Here is a 14,333-nt window from a genome sequence, read left to right on the forward strand (position 1 = left end):
GCGCGTACTTTATAAAATCTTTTTCTTTATGAGTTCATAGATTCTAAGAACTCAGCATTTGTCTTAGTCTTAGTCACTCTCTGAAGCATAAACTCCATTGCATCAATCGTAGACATTGGGTGAAGAACTTTTCTTAGAACATAAGTTCTTTGTAGATCTAGTGGATCCATAAGAAGGTCTTCCTTACGTGTTGATGACTTATTAATATCTAGAGCTGGGAAAATTCTCTTCTCTAGAAGTTTTCTATCAAGTTGAATTTCAGAGTTACCTGTACCTTTGAATTCCTCAAAGATAACCTCATCCATTCTTGAACCTGTATCAACTAGAGCTGTAGCAATAATTGTTAAAGATCCACCATTTTCAATATTTCTAGCTGCTCCAAAGAATCTCTTTGGTCTGTGTAGTGCGTTTGAATCAACACCACCAGATAGAATTTTACCAGATGGAGGAACTACTGTGTTATATGCACGAGCAAGACGAGTAATTGAATCAAGAAGAATAACAACATCCTTACCTGCTTCAGTTAATCTCTTAGCTTTTTCAAGAACCATCTCTGCTACTTGAACGTGACGGTTTGCTGGCTCATCAAATGTACTTGAAACAACCTCAGCTTGAACATTTCTCTTCATATCTGTTACTTCTTCTGGTCTTTCATCAATAAGAAGAACAATTAATTTTGCATCTGGATGATTATCTGTAATTGAGTTTGCAACTTCTTGAAGAAGCATTGTCTTACCGGCCTTAGGTGGCGCCACAATTAAACATCTTTGACCAAAACCTTGAGGAACAAATAAGTTAATCATTCTTGTCGAATAATTAGTTGGCTTTGATTCTAGGTTGATTTGTTTTTCTGGGTAAAGAGGAGTTAGGTTATCAAAAAGTACTGTCTTCTTGTGCCCTTCAGGAGTTTGACCATTAATAGTCTGAACCTTTAGTAGAGCAAAGTATCTCTCGTTATCTTTTGGTGGTCTAATTTGACCTTCAACAGAGTCACCTTTTCTTAAACCAAATCTTCTAATCTGACTTGGAGATACATAAATATCATCGGCACCTGGTAGGTAGTTATATCCAGGAGATCTTAAGAAACCAAAACCATCTGGAAGGATTTCAAGAACACCAGAACCAAAGATATCTTCTTTGTTCTTTGCGGATGTTTTTAAAAGAGCAAAAATTAATTCGTGAGTTTTCATCCCCGAAGCATTTTCTACTTTTAATTTTTCACCCATCGTAATGAGTTCTTTAATTTCCTTTTCTCTTAGGTCATTAAGGTGCATTAATCCTATCTCCTGATAATTTTTAATTTTGGATTATAATTTGTGGTTCTCTCGCCCCGAGGCTTTGTTAGGTATTAATTTCGAGGGAAGTTATAACTGATTTTGTTTCTCAATTATCAATGATGCAACGTAAATATGTCAAGTTGATTATACTTGCCACAGAGCAAAATTTTAGCTAAAAAATATTCATCTATGCAAAACGAATTCGAAAACTACAAAAACTTTAACAAATTCAAAGGCTTGAACATCCTTTCTATTGACTATGGTACGAAAGTCACAGGACTAGCATGCTATTGTCCAGGAAGAGAGCCCTTCCCTCAGGCCAGAGGAAAAGTTATTTATCAAAGTGACGAGCAACTAATTAAAGAACTCACCTTTATAGTGGAAGAAGACTTTGTTGAAATTCTTGTCTTAGGTATCCCCTATTACCTAGATGGGAATGAGTCGGAAATGACTAAACGTGTTCGTGCATTTCAAGATAAACTAAAGGCACAATTTCCTAATATTGATATTTATGAACAAGACGAGACACTAAGTTCTACAGCAGCAGAAGAAAGAATGATGAACTCCCCTCAATTTAACTTTAAGGTAGACCCTAAAAGAATTGATGAAGTTGCTGCGACAATTATCTTAGAAGACTTCATGAGGAATTAATTTCTTTAGACTTGTCGAGATCGACATTGCCCATTATCCTGAGACAACTATGACAAAAAAACACATTATTATCTTATTGTTAGGACCTCTGCTTGGAATTATAGCAGGAAGTCTAAAAGTTTATCACTCTATCGCTATCTGGGAATATACTGGACCTGAAAAAGTCTTTGTAATTAAGCCAGGAGAAGGCTTTGCTAAAATCAATCATCACCTAGCAACTGAAGAGCTTATTAATAGTTCAAAGCTATTTTATCGCTATAATAAAGTTAAAGGTACAATGGGTAGCTTTAAGGCCGGAAACTATAGTATTAAGCCTGGTACAAATATGCTTCAGGTTATCGATATCCTAACAACTGGAAAAGGCCAAACAGTTTCAGTAACTATTCCAGAAGGAAAGAACTTATATCAAGTGGCAGATATTCTAGAGTCTGAAAAGATAACTAATAAAGAAGAGTTTATTAAACTTTCAAAAGATCCTGATTTTGTCTCTTCGCTTGGAGTTCCTGCTTCTAGACTAGAAGGTTACCTCTATCCAGAAACTTATCACTTTGCAAAAAATACTCCTGCAAAAACTGTTATTAAGACAATGATAAATGTTTTTAATGATAAAACCTCTGAGATCGACTTCTCTAAGACTAACCTTTCAAAACACTCTGTTATTATCCTTGCTTCAGTTGTAGAAAAAGAAACTGGCGCTAGCTTTGAAAGACCTCAAATTGCAGGAGTCTTCCACAATAGATTAAGAAAGAAAATGAGACTTCAGTCTGACCCAACAACAATTTATGGAATATGGGAAAACTATAATGGAAACCTAAGAAAGAGACATCTCTTAGAAAAAACTCCATATAATACTTATAAGATTCCAGCTCTTCCAATTGGCCCTATTTCAAACCCAGGAATAGAATCGATTAAAGCTGTTCTAAATCCTGATACCCATAAATTTCTCTACTTTGTTAGTAAGAATGATGGAACACACATCTTCTCTGAAACTTACAAACAACATAGAAAAGCAGTAAATGAATTTCAAAAGAATTCAAAAAATAGAAAGGGAAAATCATGGAGAGATCTAAATAAGAAATAGATCTCCCCAAAGACTTCTAATAATCTAATCCCGTAGCTCTAGTGTGCACTTTAATCGGTGCACCTTCACTTAGAACATAACTCGCCGTTACTTCAGCAATAATAATTTCGTGATCACCTGGGTCTATAGACTCTTTAAGTCGACACTCAAGAACTGACTTTGCGTCTTTCAACACAAGTCCACCCGACTCTGTAAGACTATTTTCTATTTTATCAAATGGAGAATCTGCTGGATCGTAACCACTCCAAAAATACTTTAAGTAACCCATCTCATGCTCACCCACTACGTTTACTGTAAATGTTTTTCCGGCCTTAATGGCATCATATCCAGGTCTATCCTTATTTATAGCAATAGATATAAGTAGAGGATCAAAACTCACCTGCTGAACCCAACTTGCAAGATATCCTTCCCTCTTGCCCCCGTCAGATGTTGCGACAATAAATAGACCTGATGGTATATGCCCAATTGCCTTTGCTGCTTCTTTCTTATTCATAAAGACTCCTTTTTACCTGACTGCCTTAATCTTCTATTACAATAAATCCTGCTTATTCACCCTGCATAATTTTTAGCTTGTATTGTACACGGCCAATGTTTACAATATTGTGTGGGCCAACCATGCTCAACATAAACCAATTGTTGTTGCCAAGTATTCAAGGAGGAATAGTATGGGAAAGGTCAATCTCGAACACTTTAAGGAAATTTTACTAAAAAAACGTCAGGATATTCTTAATGGCGGGCTATTAAAATCAACTGAAGATCTAAAGATCTCAAGCGACGATTTAGCTGATGAAACAGACCTTGCACAAAGTGTGATAAATCAACAGGTTACTTTCAATATGCGCCAAAGAGAGCTTTCTAAGCTAAGAGCGATAGAGGAAGCCCTTGAGAGAGTTGAAGACGGTACTTATGGATTCTGTGAAGACTGCGATGACCCTATTGGGGCGAAGAGACTTGAGAACCAACCATGGACTACTCTTTGTATTACACATGCTGAAGAGCAAGAGCGAGAACAAGGAAGATTCAGTCGTATAAGCTAAATTTCCAAAATAAAATTTAAACTTAAGGAGCAATTTATTTGCTCCTTTTTTTATGTAAAATTAATGTAATACTCTCCTCATTCCCTACCAATTTATTTTAAAACAGATATAGTACATAAATGAAAGCAAAGAACGTCAGTGGATATACTGAGAATGAAGAAATTGCAAACTACTTAACACATATACTTGGAGTTATCCTCTCAGTTTACGCGCTAATATCTTTAATTATCATAGGTATTCAGTCCCATAATAATACGGCCATTATCAGCTATCTCGCATATGGACTTTCTTTAATCGCTCTCTACACTTCTTCTTCGTTATACCACATGGTTAAAAGTGAAAAAAAGAAAGCGCTCTTTAAGAAGCTAGATCATATCTGTATTTACTACCTTATTGCAGGCTCCTACACTCCCCTAATGCTCAATAGAGTTGGAGGAGAAACAGGAACCTTAGTTACTGTTATAGTTTGGTCAATTGCCCTAGTGGGTACGGTTTATAAATTAAAAGTAAAGAAGTCTAATAAGCTTATATCCACATCAACATATTTACTGATGGGATGGTTAGTAGTTTTCTTTTGGCCACAAGTAGAGCCAGAACTTTCAGCAGATGGAATAAAGTGGCTAGCAATCGGTGGTGGTTTCTATTCTGTAGGAGTTATTTTTTATTCCTTAAAAAAAATCCCTTATACCCACGCTATATGGCACCTCTTTGTTTTAGCGGGAAGTTTCTCCCACTACATCTGCATCAAAGTATCTTAGTTCATTATTGGTTCAAAGAACTCTACGGATTGAGTCTGGGAGGCAGTTTTAACAACTCTGGCAACTTCCATTTCGAGTCTAGCATCACTTTTAAAGATGATTTCACTTCTAACATCTTCAAGGTTTCTAAGCGATCGACTTCCCTGGCTCTGACACGACGTCATTGTAAGTAAGACAGTGAAAGTAAATGAGAGAGATAATAGTACTGATTTCATTTCAACATCCTTGTTACTAGTTTGTGATCTATCCGTGATCACACCTACCTATAAAGCAATTGAGATGCCAACTTAGATAATCTATTTTCGAGTTGTTAGACCATTCACAATGAAACTAGGGTCATTTCGCACAAGCTTTTGTCATCATATTGACCTGCTAAACTTTAGACGGCCTCTTCGACAAATTGCCTATTTTTTATACACTTTTCTTAAGGTTAGACAATTTTCTACACACTTCACTTAGATAACTACCTGAATACATAAGCTATTTATTGGCCCAATCCTTGCTTATATAACAAGAGAATACTGAAGTGTTCTCAAAAGAGACATTTCTAAAAAAATCGATTATTATTGCGATGGAGACTAATCTAATGTCAAAACAACTTAGACCAAAACTCATTAAAGTACTTCTAAGCTTAGGCCTATCTCTAAGTCTAGTTACTCACTCTGCACTTGCCGATTCAGGATCAGCTAGAAAGTCTAGTCTATCCCCTGCAATGCTTAAGAAGATAACAAAGAAGAAATACTTCCAAGCAAGTAAAGCTGTTGTTAGAGATGCACAATCATTAGATCTCAACATGCTAAAGTCGTCCTACGCGAGCTGGGGAATTGATCCTGACAATAAAACGTCTTCAATCAACCTTATTGAAGCTTGGAAAAACTACAAGAAAAAGAAAGATATTGTTGTAGCAGTTATCGACACAGGAATTGATCCAGATCACCCATTTCTAAAAAATAATATACACGTTCTTCAAGGACATGAAAGTGCACTAAACTACGGTGTTGATTTCTCTAAAGGAAAGACAGCGGCAAATAAGCCTAATGATGATCACGGTCATGGTACACACGTGGCCGGTATTGTAAAAAGTGTATTTCCAAAAGTGAAAATACTTACACTTAAATACTATAATAAAACAGCAAATGGACAAGATAACCTAAACTCTACGATTGAAGCTCTAGAGTACGCAGTAAGCATGGGTGTTGATGTAATCAATTACTCAGGTGGAGGACCAGAGCCAGACAGACGTGAGCTTGAAATCCTAAAGAAAGCTGAAGAAAAAGGAATTCTTGTAGTTGCAGCTGCTGGAAATGAAGAATCAGATATTGATAATAAAGATAATGCTTATTACCCAGCAAGTTACGGACTAAAGAATATTATAACTGTTACTGCTCACAACCAAACAAAGCAGGTTCTTTCTTCTTCAAACTATGGAAAGAAGACAGTAGATATCTCTGCTCCAGGGTATAGAATTAAGTCTTCTCTACCTCATAGTAGATCGGGATACTTAACAGGAACAAGTCAAGCAACTGCCTTTGTATCAGGAGTAGCTGCATTGATTAAATCTCATTACCCACAACTATCTGCAGAGGACTTAAAACTAATTATTAAAAAATCTGCTAAACAAGAGATTACACTTACTACAAAATGCTCTTCAGGTGGAAGGTTAGATGCTTCAAAAGCACATACACTAGCAGCAGAGTTTACAAGAGAGTCAAACCAACCAACGAATATTGCAAAAGATTCAAATGTAAAAAGAGAAGTAGCTCAAAAGTTTAATAAGAAGAGCGAAAAAGGAAAGATCTTTTTAAGAAGAACTAATTAATAATTAAAAAGCATAAAACGGTATAACGATAGCGCAGCTGAAACGACACCTAGCCCCCCTAAGAACGTAAACGCTATCACGCCAACCCTCACTAGACCAAATACCTTATAATCTAATAAACTTAAAAGAAGAGATGGAGATTGATCCTTTACTTCCTTAGCATAGTTTATAGACTCGTTTATCTTTTGATAGAGTGCTTGAAGTTCAGGACTCTCATCAACATTCTTCCATAACTCTTTTTCATTTACATCGTACTTTACCAACTCAATGATAAGGTCAGTAAATTCTTGAAGGTATAGATTTCTATCTTCTAGCCTATAAGTGCTTCTATTATAGAAGTAATCTAAGAGAACATTATATCTCATTAGAATCTTTCTTTTATATCTATTAAATTTTGGAGAATCAAAGTGCTCAAGGTCTTCATGTAGTCGAGTTAATGGGCCTAGGTTTTCCCAGTAGTTCTCTCTAATGCTATAAAAGCTTTTGTCGCCAAGAGGATCCCCTAAGAAATCATAATTGAGTTGATAACCACAAGTTTCACACTCACCATTATCAATAAAAACAGAGCTACACTGCTGACAACGCTGAATATCTTTAATTGGTGATTTTAAAAAATTTGAATTACCCTTCCTTGGGTCTATTTGTACTTCCATATTAAAATTGTACTATTAAATATTCAAAATTGGCAATTTCTTGTTTGATAAGTATCATCAAGACAAATTTTAATACAAAGAGATAACTATGAATTCTCCGTTTTCACACAAAGGGATCACAACAATCCTAATACCATTAATTGGTGGATTATTTTACGCGACATCATTTCCGATGGAGTTTGCCCCATCGTTCCCCCTTGGAACAATTATAGGAATGTCGCTCCTCTTATATTCACTAGCTTTTACTAAAAATGAAATGCTAGAAAGATCAATCTGGCTTGATCTCTTAAGTGTTCTCTCATTTTCTATTGGCTACAATATTTTAGGATACTATTGGATCCCTGAAACACTAAGAGTATTTGGAGATATTCCTTTCCCATTCAATTGGACTCTTGGCCTATTTTTCTCTCTTATTATTTGCCCTCATCTGATTATCTTTGTCTTAGGTCATCGCCTATATAAAAGATTTTCAATTAAGTCTTCATCACTAGTTGCCTCTGTTTCTAGTAGACATTTAATCTACGCGCTAGCACTCACTTTAGTAGAAAGGTTTACTCCTCAACAATTCCCGGCACATGTTGGTCACAGCTGGCTTAGCCTTGCTCCTTACTTAGGATTAGCTCCTATTTTTGGAGCCCCTATATTTTCATTTATAAACTTCTGGCTAGCTCTTACAATCTCTCATAAATTAAAATACAACAGGCTACAAAAGCTATCTCTTGTGACTGCCTTTGTTTTTCTACTCGCAAATATTGCACTTCCTTTAAAGAAAACAGATGAGTTTGACTCCGTCTCACACAATTTAAGGCTAGTTCAAGCAAATATTGGAAATTTTGTAAAAGTAAATTCAGAGAGTGGTAAACCCTTTGCTTTTAATGAAGTTTTTGAGCGCTACCTAAAGCTAAGTACTAAAGAAAGTACAGAGCCTTTAGATCTAATTATTTGGCCTGAGACTGCTTATCCAAGGCTCTTAAACTCAATCAAGATGTCTACAGATGCTAGGTATACTCCCGACTTAATAAAGGAAGTATCGAGACTTACAAATGCAGAAGTCTTCACCGGAGGATATGATAGATCATCTAATAAAAATGAAAATGACTTTCAAACTGAATACAATACCGCCTTTCACTTTGCAAAAGATGGAAAACTGAAAGATAAATTTCACAAGATGAAGCTTATTCCATTTGGAGAAGGACTTCCCTTTGGATCTTTGAATCAGTATTTTGCAAAGTATATTCAAAACATTTCATTTTTTGCCAATGGAAAGAACTTCACGTTATTTAAAACACAAAAAGGGACACCTTTTAGTGCGGCCATTTGCTATGAAATACTTTTTTCAAACTTTATTAGAAATAATCTAAACACTCTTAACACACAGCCAAACTTTCTAATTAATTTAACAAATGACAGCTGGTATGGTGAAACTTCTGAGCCTGAACAGCATCTATTTCTAGCAAAGTGGAGAGCTCTAGAGTTTAATATTCCAATTGTACGTATGACTAACACTGGAATTACTTCAATTATTTACCAAGATGGTAGTGAAACTGAGAGAACACCTGTTTTTAAAGAGGCCGTACAAGACGTCACCCTTAAAACAAAAGATAGGTCCAAAACGATTTATCAAGACTATGGTATTTTCCCAACACTCTTTATTGTGATGATACTCATTATTATCTCACTAACTATCGGGAGAAGAACTAGGAACTTGGACTAAGACCTGCCTTTAATAGGTCATGCAATCTTAAAAATCCAAAGAACTCATTCTTATCCAGGACAGGAACGACAGCAATTGTACTGTCTCTCTCTTCCATCAGCCTTAAAGCATCAAAAGCTAAAGTATCTCTTGTAACAAAGGATGGCTTTTCATTTAGAAAGGTTTTAACAGACACAGAAAGATTGCCATCTCCAGTAGAGAGACAGCGTCTAATATCTCCCTCAACAATGAGTCCAACAAATTTATCTTTATCAATGACTGCACATGCACCTAAGGGCTTATTAGTCATTGCCAAGATAACATCTTTTAATGTTGCAGATGAATCAACAATAGCGCAATCTGACCTCTTCCACATTAAGTCACTGACTTTCATTCTTAAGCTTTTTCCAAGAAAACCACCTGGATGATTCTCAGCAAACCCCTCTTTTGAAAGGTTAACAATATGCTCAAAGAGAACAGCTAAGGCATCTCCCATAGCAAGAGCTACAGTTGAACTAGTTGTGGGTGCCTGGTTATTGATACAAGCTTCTTTTTCAACACTACAATCAAAGACAACAGCGCATTCATTCCCTATTGGAGAGCGAACAGCACCAAGAAGTCCCACAGTATTTGATTTTTTACTCTTTAAGAATGGTAATATTTTTAAGATCTCTTCAGTTGTTCCTGACTTAGATAAAAAGACGATAACATCATTTTCTCTAACTCGACCAAGATCACCGTGAAGGGCCTCAGTTGGATGTAGGAGAAAGGATCTTAGTCCAAGAGAAGTGAAAGTTGATGCGAGCTTTGCTCCAATTAGGCCAGATTTTCCTACTCCACAAAAAACTATGTCTCCACCAGTTTGAATTAATTCATTAAAAATTGCCTCTATTTTTAAAATAGACTCATTATTTAAGCGTTTCGCAGCTAATTCGATAGATTTTGCTTCTAAATTTAGAACATCTCTTAATATTTTAATTTTACTCATAACTTTCTCAATATTTTCTTGGGTGTATAAATGATCTGAGTTAAAATTATAACAATGTTAAAACAATTTTATTATCTTATTCTTATAAAAAATCTAATAAAAAGAGGAAGTTTCCTTCTTTTATTGGCCTTACCACTTAATTTTAGCGGATGCTCGAGTTATCAGCAGTTTCAGGAGATCTCAGAAGAGTTTGAGATTCCCTCTAAGCTATTTAAGTCTACCTACAATCAAACATGGCAAGCTGTACTTCAGATCATGCAGAAATATGACTTAGCACTTCAAAATCAAGAAGCAGGTGTTATTAAGACTAGATGGATAGATAATACTCTTCAACTAAATTTTGCAGATTCATTTGGTAGTAGAGACGCGGTTAAGGCCGCAAAGTTTAAGTTAATCGTTAATGTCGTGAAAGGTTTTAGCGGTTCTAGAGAAGTTGCAAAGATAACGATTTTCAAAAGACAAATGGTTGAACAAGATTTTCTTCAAGGATGGAAAGTTGTTAGATCAGATGGAATAATCGAAAAGTCACTTCTCTATAGAATAGAAAGAATTATCTCAATAGATAATAAACTAAAAAAGATAGAAGAGCGAAAGTCAAAAGAACTTGAAGAGGCCTTCTAGTTAAATCGTTTTATTGGCAATTGCTACTTTCTTCCAAAACATTGTCTTAATTTGATCATTACCTTTTGGAGCTTTCTTACCAGTAATTTTCTCTAACGAAGTATTTATTTCTGAAAAGATATCTTTATATTTTTCTTTTTGAATCATTGAAAGAAGTGGAGCTTTTGCTTTTTCAAACTTCAAATCACCAATTGTTAAAATAGCTTTCTTGATAATATTTGTTCTTTTTAAGTTTGCAACCTTTGGAGATACACCCTTCTTAGGAGCATAATAATTTCTTTTGTCATAAAGCATTTGCCAAACAAATGGGGCTTCACTAGTAAGATTCAATTTAGAAATATTATCTAATGCCTGAGACCTTACAATAAATGAATTATCTTTTAAGGCATCACTAAACTTTCTCTTATACTCAGTCCCCTTAAGTGCTAATAACGTCTTAAGGGAGGCCATTCTCATCACCCAACTTGGATGTTTTAAAAATTTTGCAATAAAAGGAGCCGATTTCTTTCCCATTACTTTACCAAGCATGAATGTAGCAACCCATCTATTTTTCTCTGGATACTTTTCATTCTTCATAACTTTTACTAATGCAGGAACAGACTTACCTGTATGAGATAGAACCTCTTTCTTAAGCGCAATCAACTCTTCTTTAGTTGTGCTCTTAGAAAATTTCTTAAGTAGGCTTTCAGTTATGACTTTATTGGTTGCTTTAGAGTCAACGCTTGCAAAGGATGAAAGTGAAGAAGATAATAGTGTAATTAAAATTATTTTTTTCATATTCATCCTTACAGTGATTTAACCTAGCATTTTTTCAAATTCAGATAATAGTTCTTCGGCAGACTTCTGCTCTCCCTCATTTTCAGGGACATCTTCAGCTGGCGCTTCTGCGGCCGGAGCTGCTTCAGCAGGAGTAGACTCAGAAATAGCAGCGGCCATTTGTGCTTCAAGATCCTCTTCTTCATCAGCTGGAGCCTCAGCGACAGGTTCTTCAACAGCAGCTGGATCTTCAGCCACTGGTTCTGCAGGAGCACTAGGTCCATCAGCTTGTAAATCTGATATTGTTTTTTTCAATTGATCATTTTCTTGTTGAAGTCTTTTTAAGTTAGCAAGATCTTCTTCAATGATCTCATATTCCATAAGCCTTTCTTTTAGCTCATCTCTTTCTTTTGTTACACTAGCAAGCTCTCTACCCATGGCCTCATTATCACCTGAGCCAGTATTATTTCCTGCGGCCGCAAGTTGTGCTCTTAGTGACTCAATCTCATCTTGAAGAATTTGAACCTCTTCTGATGAACCACCGTCAGAGTTTAGAGATGCTGCTTGTAAGTCTCTTAACTTGTTATCAAGCTCTGTAATCTGTCTATCTTTATCAGTTAGTCTCTGAGTTAAAGAAGCAATCTCTGCGATCTTCTGATTTAGCTCCTCAGAACTATCTCCACCTATAGAAACATTTCCTGAAGGTAAGTCTTTTATAGAAACTACTGAAGGAATCCCCTCTCCAATATCAAGACCACCACCTCTAAAAAGAGACGATTTAAGTGATGTAGAATTTTGAATAATAGAGTCCAAATAATTCTTTAAAACACTGGCCGGAATCTGGTGAGATAATTGGTGAAACTTCTTCTTGTTATAGTGCCAATAGCCAACAAGAATTACTAATATTAATACTAAAATAGACAAAGTTATAATAAGAGTTTCATCATTAAATTGAGCTACTTCTCTTACGAACCTTTTTAGTGTCTCTGTCACGCTTCCATCCTTGGAATACTTATAAGTTATATCTATGTAAAATTATAGAGAGATGAGAATTTTTGTCAACAGGTGAACCTTAATTACTAACGTTTAAACTGTGATTTAAGCTCTCTGTAAAAGGGTGTTCTTGCAGCAATTATAGAATTAGTAAAAGGTTGAAAAGCCCGACCTTCATAGTCAGTTACCTTAACCCCACTCTGTTCACATATAATTCCTGCTGCGGCCATATCCCATGGGGCAAGACCACTTTCCCAGAAGCCATCAAATACACCACTAGCAACTAAGCAAAGATCAAGAGCAGCACTTCCCATTCTTCTGATACCGCGAGACTTTTTCATTATCTGAACAAATTGCTCAAACTCTGTATCAAAGCATCTTCCCTTCTCTGTAACGAAACCAGTACTCAGCATGGCCTCTTTAAGCTTCTTTTTATTTGTATTAGAATATATTTTTTTAGATTTTAACGACTTTTGAGTATTTAAGAATCTACTCTCACCATAAAGTGAAGCGTAATAACAATCTCCATTAGATGGTCTATAGACAACACCTAGAACAGGTTTTCCAAAGTGGAGCAGAGAAATACAAACAGCATAGTAATCTAGTCCATTAAGGTAGTTATTTGTCCCATCTAAAGGATCAATGACCCATGTCCACTCTCTTTCTTTGAACACTTGATAAGCATCTTTAGCATCCCCAAATTGAACATATGCACTTTCCTCGGCCAAAATGTCATGAGTAGGATATCGTTTAGAGATCTCTTTAATTATAAATTTCTCTGAAGCGAGGTCTGCTGTAGAGGCAACGCCTTGAGCTTGTTTACTTGTAATTTCTAAGGAACTAAGTTTTGTCTGATGTTTTAATAAAATCTTTCCTGCACTATAAGATAATTCCAAAGAAAACTTTAAAGCATCTAAAATATTTTTCTTACTATTCTTCATCGTAGAAATTCCCAAGACCTTGATCACTTTCATCTATTTCAAATTCATCAACTTCCATTTCTGAATCCACATTCCCTTTAACAGGAACAGTATAACTCTCATTCCACCAATGTCCCATATCGATCATTTTGCAACGTTCACAACAAAATGGTCTAAATTCACTATCGTAATAATTAAACTTCTTTTTACAGTTAGGACACTTAACTTCTAACTTACGCTTCGCCATATTCTCTCACAAACAAATCAAATTCTTTTTTTATTCTTGTTAATAATTTATTAGATAACTTTTTACTTTCTAATGTCTCAGCAGCTCGAATACCTTTAAGTCCATTAGTTAACCAAATCTCATCACTTTCATTTAAGTCTTCAACCGTAAGATTTCCTTCCTTGACTGGAATATTATTTATTCTTAAGAAGTCCAATAATAAGTGTCTAGTAACACCATCTAAAATTCCTGGAATTAGTGCTGGAGTTAAAACTTGATTATTCTTAACTAGAAAAATATTATTTGTACCACACTCTAAAAGAGAGCCTTCAAAGTTGAAATATACTAACTCTGTACACTTCTTCTCTCTAAGCTCTAAAGAGTACTCAAGGTAATTTCCTATTTTTAAATAGTTTGGTATATTAGTTTTTCCACGAATAACATCAGATTTTTGTAGGTGAATACTCCCCTCTTTATCTTCATAGGGAAGCTTATAAATAAAGAAATCAACTTCTTCATTAAGAGTTTTTACAAAAGTAATTCTGAAATAATAATCTCCATTCGATTCGTAGAGCTCTTTAAGACCTTTCATTATACTTTCTTCAAATTCTTTAAAATCAGCATTCCACAGAAAGTATATTGAACGAGATAGTCTCCTTAAATGAAACTCCAAAGCAATATAAGTACCACCACTTAGCTTCATTGTCGTAAATGGAGACTCACCAAAGAATAGACCTCTGTTAAGCCCTAGTCTTTCCCAGTCTTCAGGGAGAAATGTTTGGTGATTATTGTATATAATAGCTTTCACAAGTATAGACCTTCATTGATAATACGACTCACCAATGATAACTATTTGACTA

General features: G+C 35.3%; 17 protein-coding genes. 7 read left to right on the plus strand and 10 right to left on the minus strand.

Annotated elements, in window-relative coordinates; genetic code table 11:
- Positions 1 to 26 precede the first annotated feature (26 nt).
- Positions 27 to 1,274: a transcription termination factor Rho gene (gene rho / locus ABX784_RS01635; protein WP_372651800.1), complete on the minus strand. Its 1,248-nt coding sequence runs from the start codon at positions 1,272 to 1,274 to the stop codon at positions 27 to 29.
- A 192-nt stretch (positions 1,275 to 1,466) separates the two neighbouring features.
- Here rho and ruvX point away from each other — a divergent pair, with 192 nt between their 5' ends.
- Together ruvX and mltG are read left to right on the plus strand one after the other, a co-directional pair.
- Complete coding sequence (gene ruvX / locus ABX784_RS01640) at positions 1,467 to 1,928, plus strand: Holliday junction resolvase RuvX (protein ID WP_372651802.1); 462 nt, start codon at positions 1,467 to 1,469, stop codon at positions 1,926 to 1,928.
- A 49-nt stretch (positions 1,929 to 1,977) separates the two neighbouring features.
- Positions 1,978 to 3,009 (plus strand): endolytic transglycosylase MltG, encoded by a 1,032-nt coding sequence (gene mltG, locus ABX784_RS01645; RefSeq protein WP_372651804.1) that lies wholly within the window; start codon positions 1,978 to 1,980, stop codon positions 3,007 to 3,009.
- Positions 3,010 to 3,025: 16 nt separating this feature from the next.
- Here mltG and ABX784_RS01650 read toward each other — a convergent pair whose 3' ends face one another.
- The gene (locus tag ABX784_RS01650; protein ID WP_372651806.1) at positions 3,026 to 3,502 is read right to left on the minus strand and encodes a flavin reductase family protein; all 477 of its coding nucleotides are present in this window, start codon (positions 3,500 to 3,502) and stop codon (positions 3,026 to 3,028) included.
- Between the two features lie 172 nt (positions 3,503 to 3,674).
- Here ABX784_RS01650 and ABX784_RS01655 point away from each other — a divergent pair, with 172 nt between their 5' ends.
- Together ABX784_RS01655 and ABX784_RS01660 are read left to right on the plus strand one after the other, a co-directional pair.
- Positions 3,675 to 4,046 (plus strand): TraR/DksA family transcriptional regulator, encoded by a 372-nt coding sequence (locus tag ABX784_RS01655; protein WP_372651809.1) that lies wholly within the window; start codon positions 3,675 to 3,677, stop codon positions 4,044 to 4,046.
- Positions 4,047 to 4,165: 119 nt separating this feature from the next.
- On the plus strand, positions 4,166 to 4,804 hold the full coding sequence (locus tag ABX784_RS01660) for a hemolysin III family protein (RefSeq protein ID WP_372651814.1): 639 nt from the start codon (positions 4,166 to 4,168) through the stop codon (positions 4,802 to 4,804).
- Here ABX784_RS01660 and ABX784_RS01665 read toward each other — a convergent pair.
- A complete protein-coding gene (locus tag ABX784_RS01665; RefSeq protein WP_372651816.1) occupies positions 4,801 to 5,019 on the minus strand; it encodes a hypothetical protein in 219 nt (72 codons plus the stop codon). The two genes, ABX784_RS01660 and ABX784_RS01665, sit on opposite strands and share 4 nt — an antisense overlap.
- A 371-nt stretch (positions 5,020 to 5,390) precedes the next feature.
- Here ABX784_RS01665 and ABX784_RS01670 point away from each other — a divergent pair, with 371 nt between their 5' ends.
- A complete protein-coding gene (locus tag ABX784_RS01670) occupies positions 5,391 to 6,623 on the plus strand; it encodes a S8 family peptidase (protein WP_372651818.1) in 1,233 nt (410 codons plus the stop codon).
- Here the strand turns inward: ABX784_RS01670 and ABX784_RS01675 are convergent.
- Positions 6,620 to 7,276, minus strand: coding sequence for a hypothetical protein (locus tag ABX784_RS01675; RefSeq protein WP_372651820.1), 657 nt, complete (start codon positions 7,274 to 7,276; stop codon positions 6,620 to 6,622). The genes ABX784_RS01670 and ABX784_RS01675 overlap by 4 nt on opposite strands.
- 88 nt (positions 7,277 to 7,364) lie before the next feature.
- Between ABX784_RS01675 and lnt the strand changes: the two genes are divergently transcribed.
- Positions 7,365 to 8,990 carry an apolipoprotein N-acyltransferase gene (gene lnt / locus ABX784_RS01680; protein ID WP_372651822.1) on the plus strand — a complete coding sequence of 542 codons (1,626 nt, stop codon included), beginning with the start codon at positions 7,365 to 7,367 and terminating at the stop codon, positions 8,988 to 8,990.
- On the opposite strand, the gene ABX784_RS01685 is transcribed toward lnt, so the two are convergent.
- Positions 8,974 to 9,957 carry an SIS domain-containing protein gene (locus ABX784_RS01685; RefSeq protein WP_372651824.1) on the minus strand — a complete coding sequence of 328 codons (984 nt, stop codon included), beginning with the start codon at positions 9,955 to 9,957 and terminating at the stop codon, positions 8,974 to 8,976. The genes lnt and ABX784_RS01685 overlap by 17 nt on opposite strands.
- Positions 9,958 to 10,080: 123 nt before the next feature.
- Here ABX784_RS01685 and ABX784_RS01690 point away from each other — a divergent pair, with 123 nt between their 5' ends.
- On the plus strand, positions 10,081 to 10,578 hold the full coding sequence (locus ABX784_RS01690) for a hypothetical protein (RefSeq protein WP_372651826.1): 498 nt from the start codon (positions 10,081 to 10,083) through the stop codon (positions 10,576 to 10,578).
- On the opposite strand, the gene ABX784_RS01695 is transcribed toward ABX784_RS01690, so the two are convergent.
- From ABX784_RS01695 to ABX784_RS01715, 5 genes are all read right to left on the minus strand, one after another.
- Entirely contained in the window at positions 10,579 to 11,355 is a 777-nt protein-coding gene (locus ABX784_RS01695) for a HEAT repeat domain-containing protein (RefSeq protein ID WP_372651828.1), read from the minus strand.
- 18 nt (positions 11,356 to 11,373) lie between these two features.
- Positions 11,374 to 12,327 (minus strand): hypothetical protein, encoded by a 954-nt coding sequence (locus tag ABX784_RS01700; RefSeq protein WP_372651830.1) that lies wholly within the window; start codon positions 12,325 to 12,327, stop codon positions 11,374 to 11,376.
- Between the two features lie 86 nt (positions 12,328 to 12,413).
- On the minus strand, positions 12,414 to 13,268 hold the full coding sequence (locus tag ABX784_RS01705; protein ID WP_372651832.1) for an inositol monophosphatase: 855 nt from the start codon (positions 13,266 to 13,268) through the stop codon (positions 12,414 to 12,416).
- Positions 13,258 to 13,494 carry a DNA gyrase inhibitor YacG gene (locus tag ABX784_RS01710; protein WP_372651834.1) on the minus strand — a complete coding sequence of 79 codons (237 nt, stop codon included), beginning with the start codon at positions 13,492 to 13,494 and terminating at the stop codon, positions 13,258 to 13,260. The genes ABX784_RS01705 and ABX784_RS01710 overlap by 11 nt, the downstream gene beginning before the upstream one ends.
- Positions 13,481 to 14,281, minus strand: coding sequence for an aminotransferase class IV (locus tag ABX784_RS01715; RefSeq protein WP_372651836.1), 801 nt, complete (start codon positions 14,279 to 14,281; stop codon positions 13,481 to 13,483). The genes ABX784_RS01710 and ABX784_RS01715 overlap by 14 nt, the downstream gene beginning before the upstream one ends.
- Positions 14,282 to 14,333 lie beyond the last annotated feature (52 nt).

Source organism: Halobacteriovorax sp., assembly GCF_041587335.1.
Taxonomy (GTDB): domain Bacteria; phylum Bdellovibrionota; class Bacteriovoracia; order Bacteriovoracales; family Bacteriovoracaceae; genus Halobacteriovorax.

Excerpts from the sequence above, each read along its gene's own strand:
- rho (WP_372651800.1), bottom strand. The coding sequence starts at position 1,274 with ATGCACCTTAATGACCTAAGAGAAAAGGAAATTAAAGAACTCATTACG.
- ruvX (WP_372651802.1), top strand. The coding sequence starts at position 1,467 with ATGCAAAACGAATTCGAAAACTACAAAAACTTTAACAAATTCAAAGGC.
- mltG (WP_372651804.1), top strand. The coding sequence starts at position 1,978 with ATGACAAAAAAACACATTATTATCTTATTGTTAGGACCTCTGCTTGGA.
- ABX784_RS01650 (WP_372651806.1), bottom strand. The coding sequence starts at position 3,502 with ATGAATAAGAAAGAAGCAGCAAAGGCAATTGGGCATATACCATCAGGT.
- ABX784_RS01655 (WP_372651809.1), top strand. The coding sequence starts at position 3,675 with ATGGGAAAGGTCAATCTCGAACACTTTAAGGAAATTTTACTAAAAAAA.
- ABX784_RS01660 (WP_372651814.1), top strand. The coding sequence starts at position 4,166 with ATGAAAGCAAAGAACGTCAGTGGATATACTGAGAATGAAGAAATTGCA.
- ABX784_RS01665 (WP_372651816.1), bottom strand. The coding sequence starts at position 5,019 with ATGAAATCAGTACTATTATCTCTCTCATTTACTTTCACTGTCTTACTT.
- ABX784_RS01670 (WP_372651818.1), top strand. The coding sequence starts at position 5,391 with ATGTCAAAACAACTTAGACCAAAACTCATTAAAGTACTTCTAAGCTTA.
- ABX784_RS01675 (WP_372651820.1), bottom strand. The coding sequence starts at position 7,276 with ATGGAAGTACAAATAGACCCAAGGAAGGGTAATTCAAATTTTTTAAAA.
- lnt (WP_372651822.1), top strand. The coding sequence starts at position 7,365 with ATGAATTCTCCGTTTTCACACAAAGGGATCACAACAATCCTAATACCA.
- ABX784_RS01685 (WP_372651824.1), bottom strand. The coding sequence starts at position 9,957 with ATGAGTAAAATTAAAATATTAAGAGATGTTCTAAATTTAGAAGCAAAA.
- ABX784_RS01695 (WP_372651828.1), bottom strand. The coding sequence starts at position 11,355 with ATGAAAAAAATAATTTTAATTACACTATTATCTTCTTCACTTTCATCC.
- ABX784_RS01705 (WP_372651832.1), bottom strand. The coding sequence starts at position 13,268 with ATGAAGAATAGTAAGAAAAATATTTTAGATGCTTTAAAGTTTTCTTTG.
- ABX784_RS01710 (WP_372651834.1), bottom strand. The coding sequence starts at position 13,494 with ATGGCGAAGCGTAAGTTAGAAGTTAAGTGTCCTAACTGTAAAAAGAAG.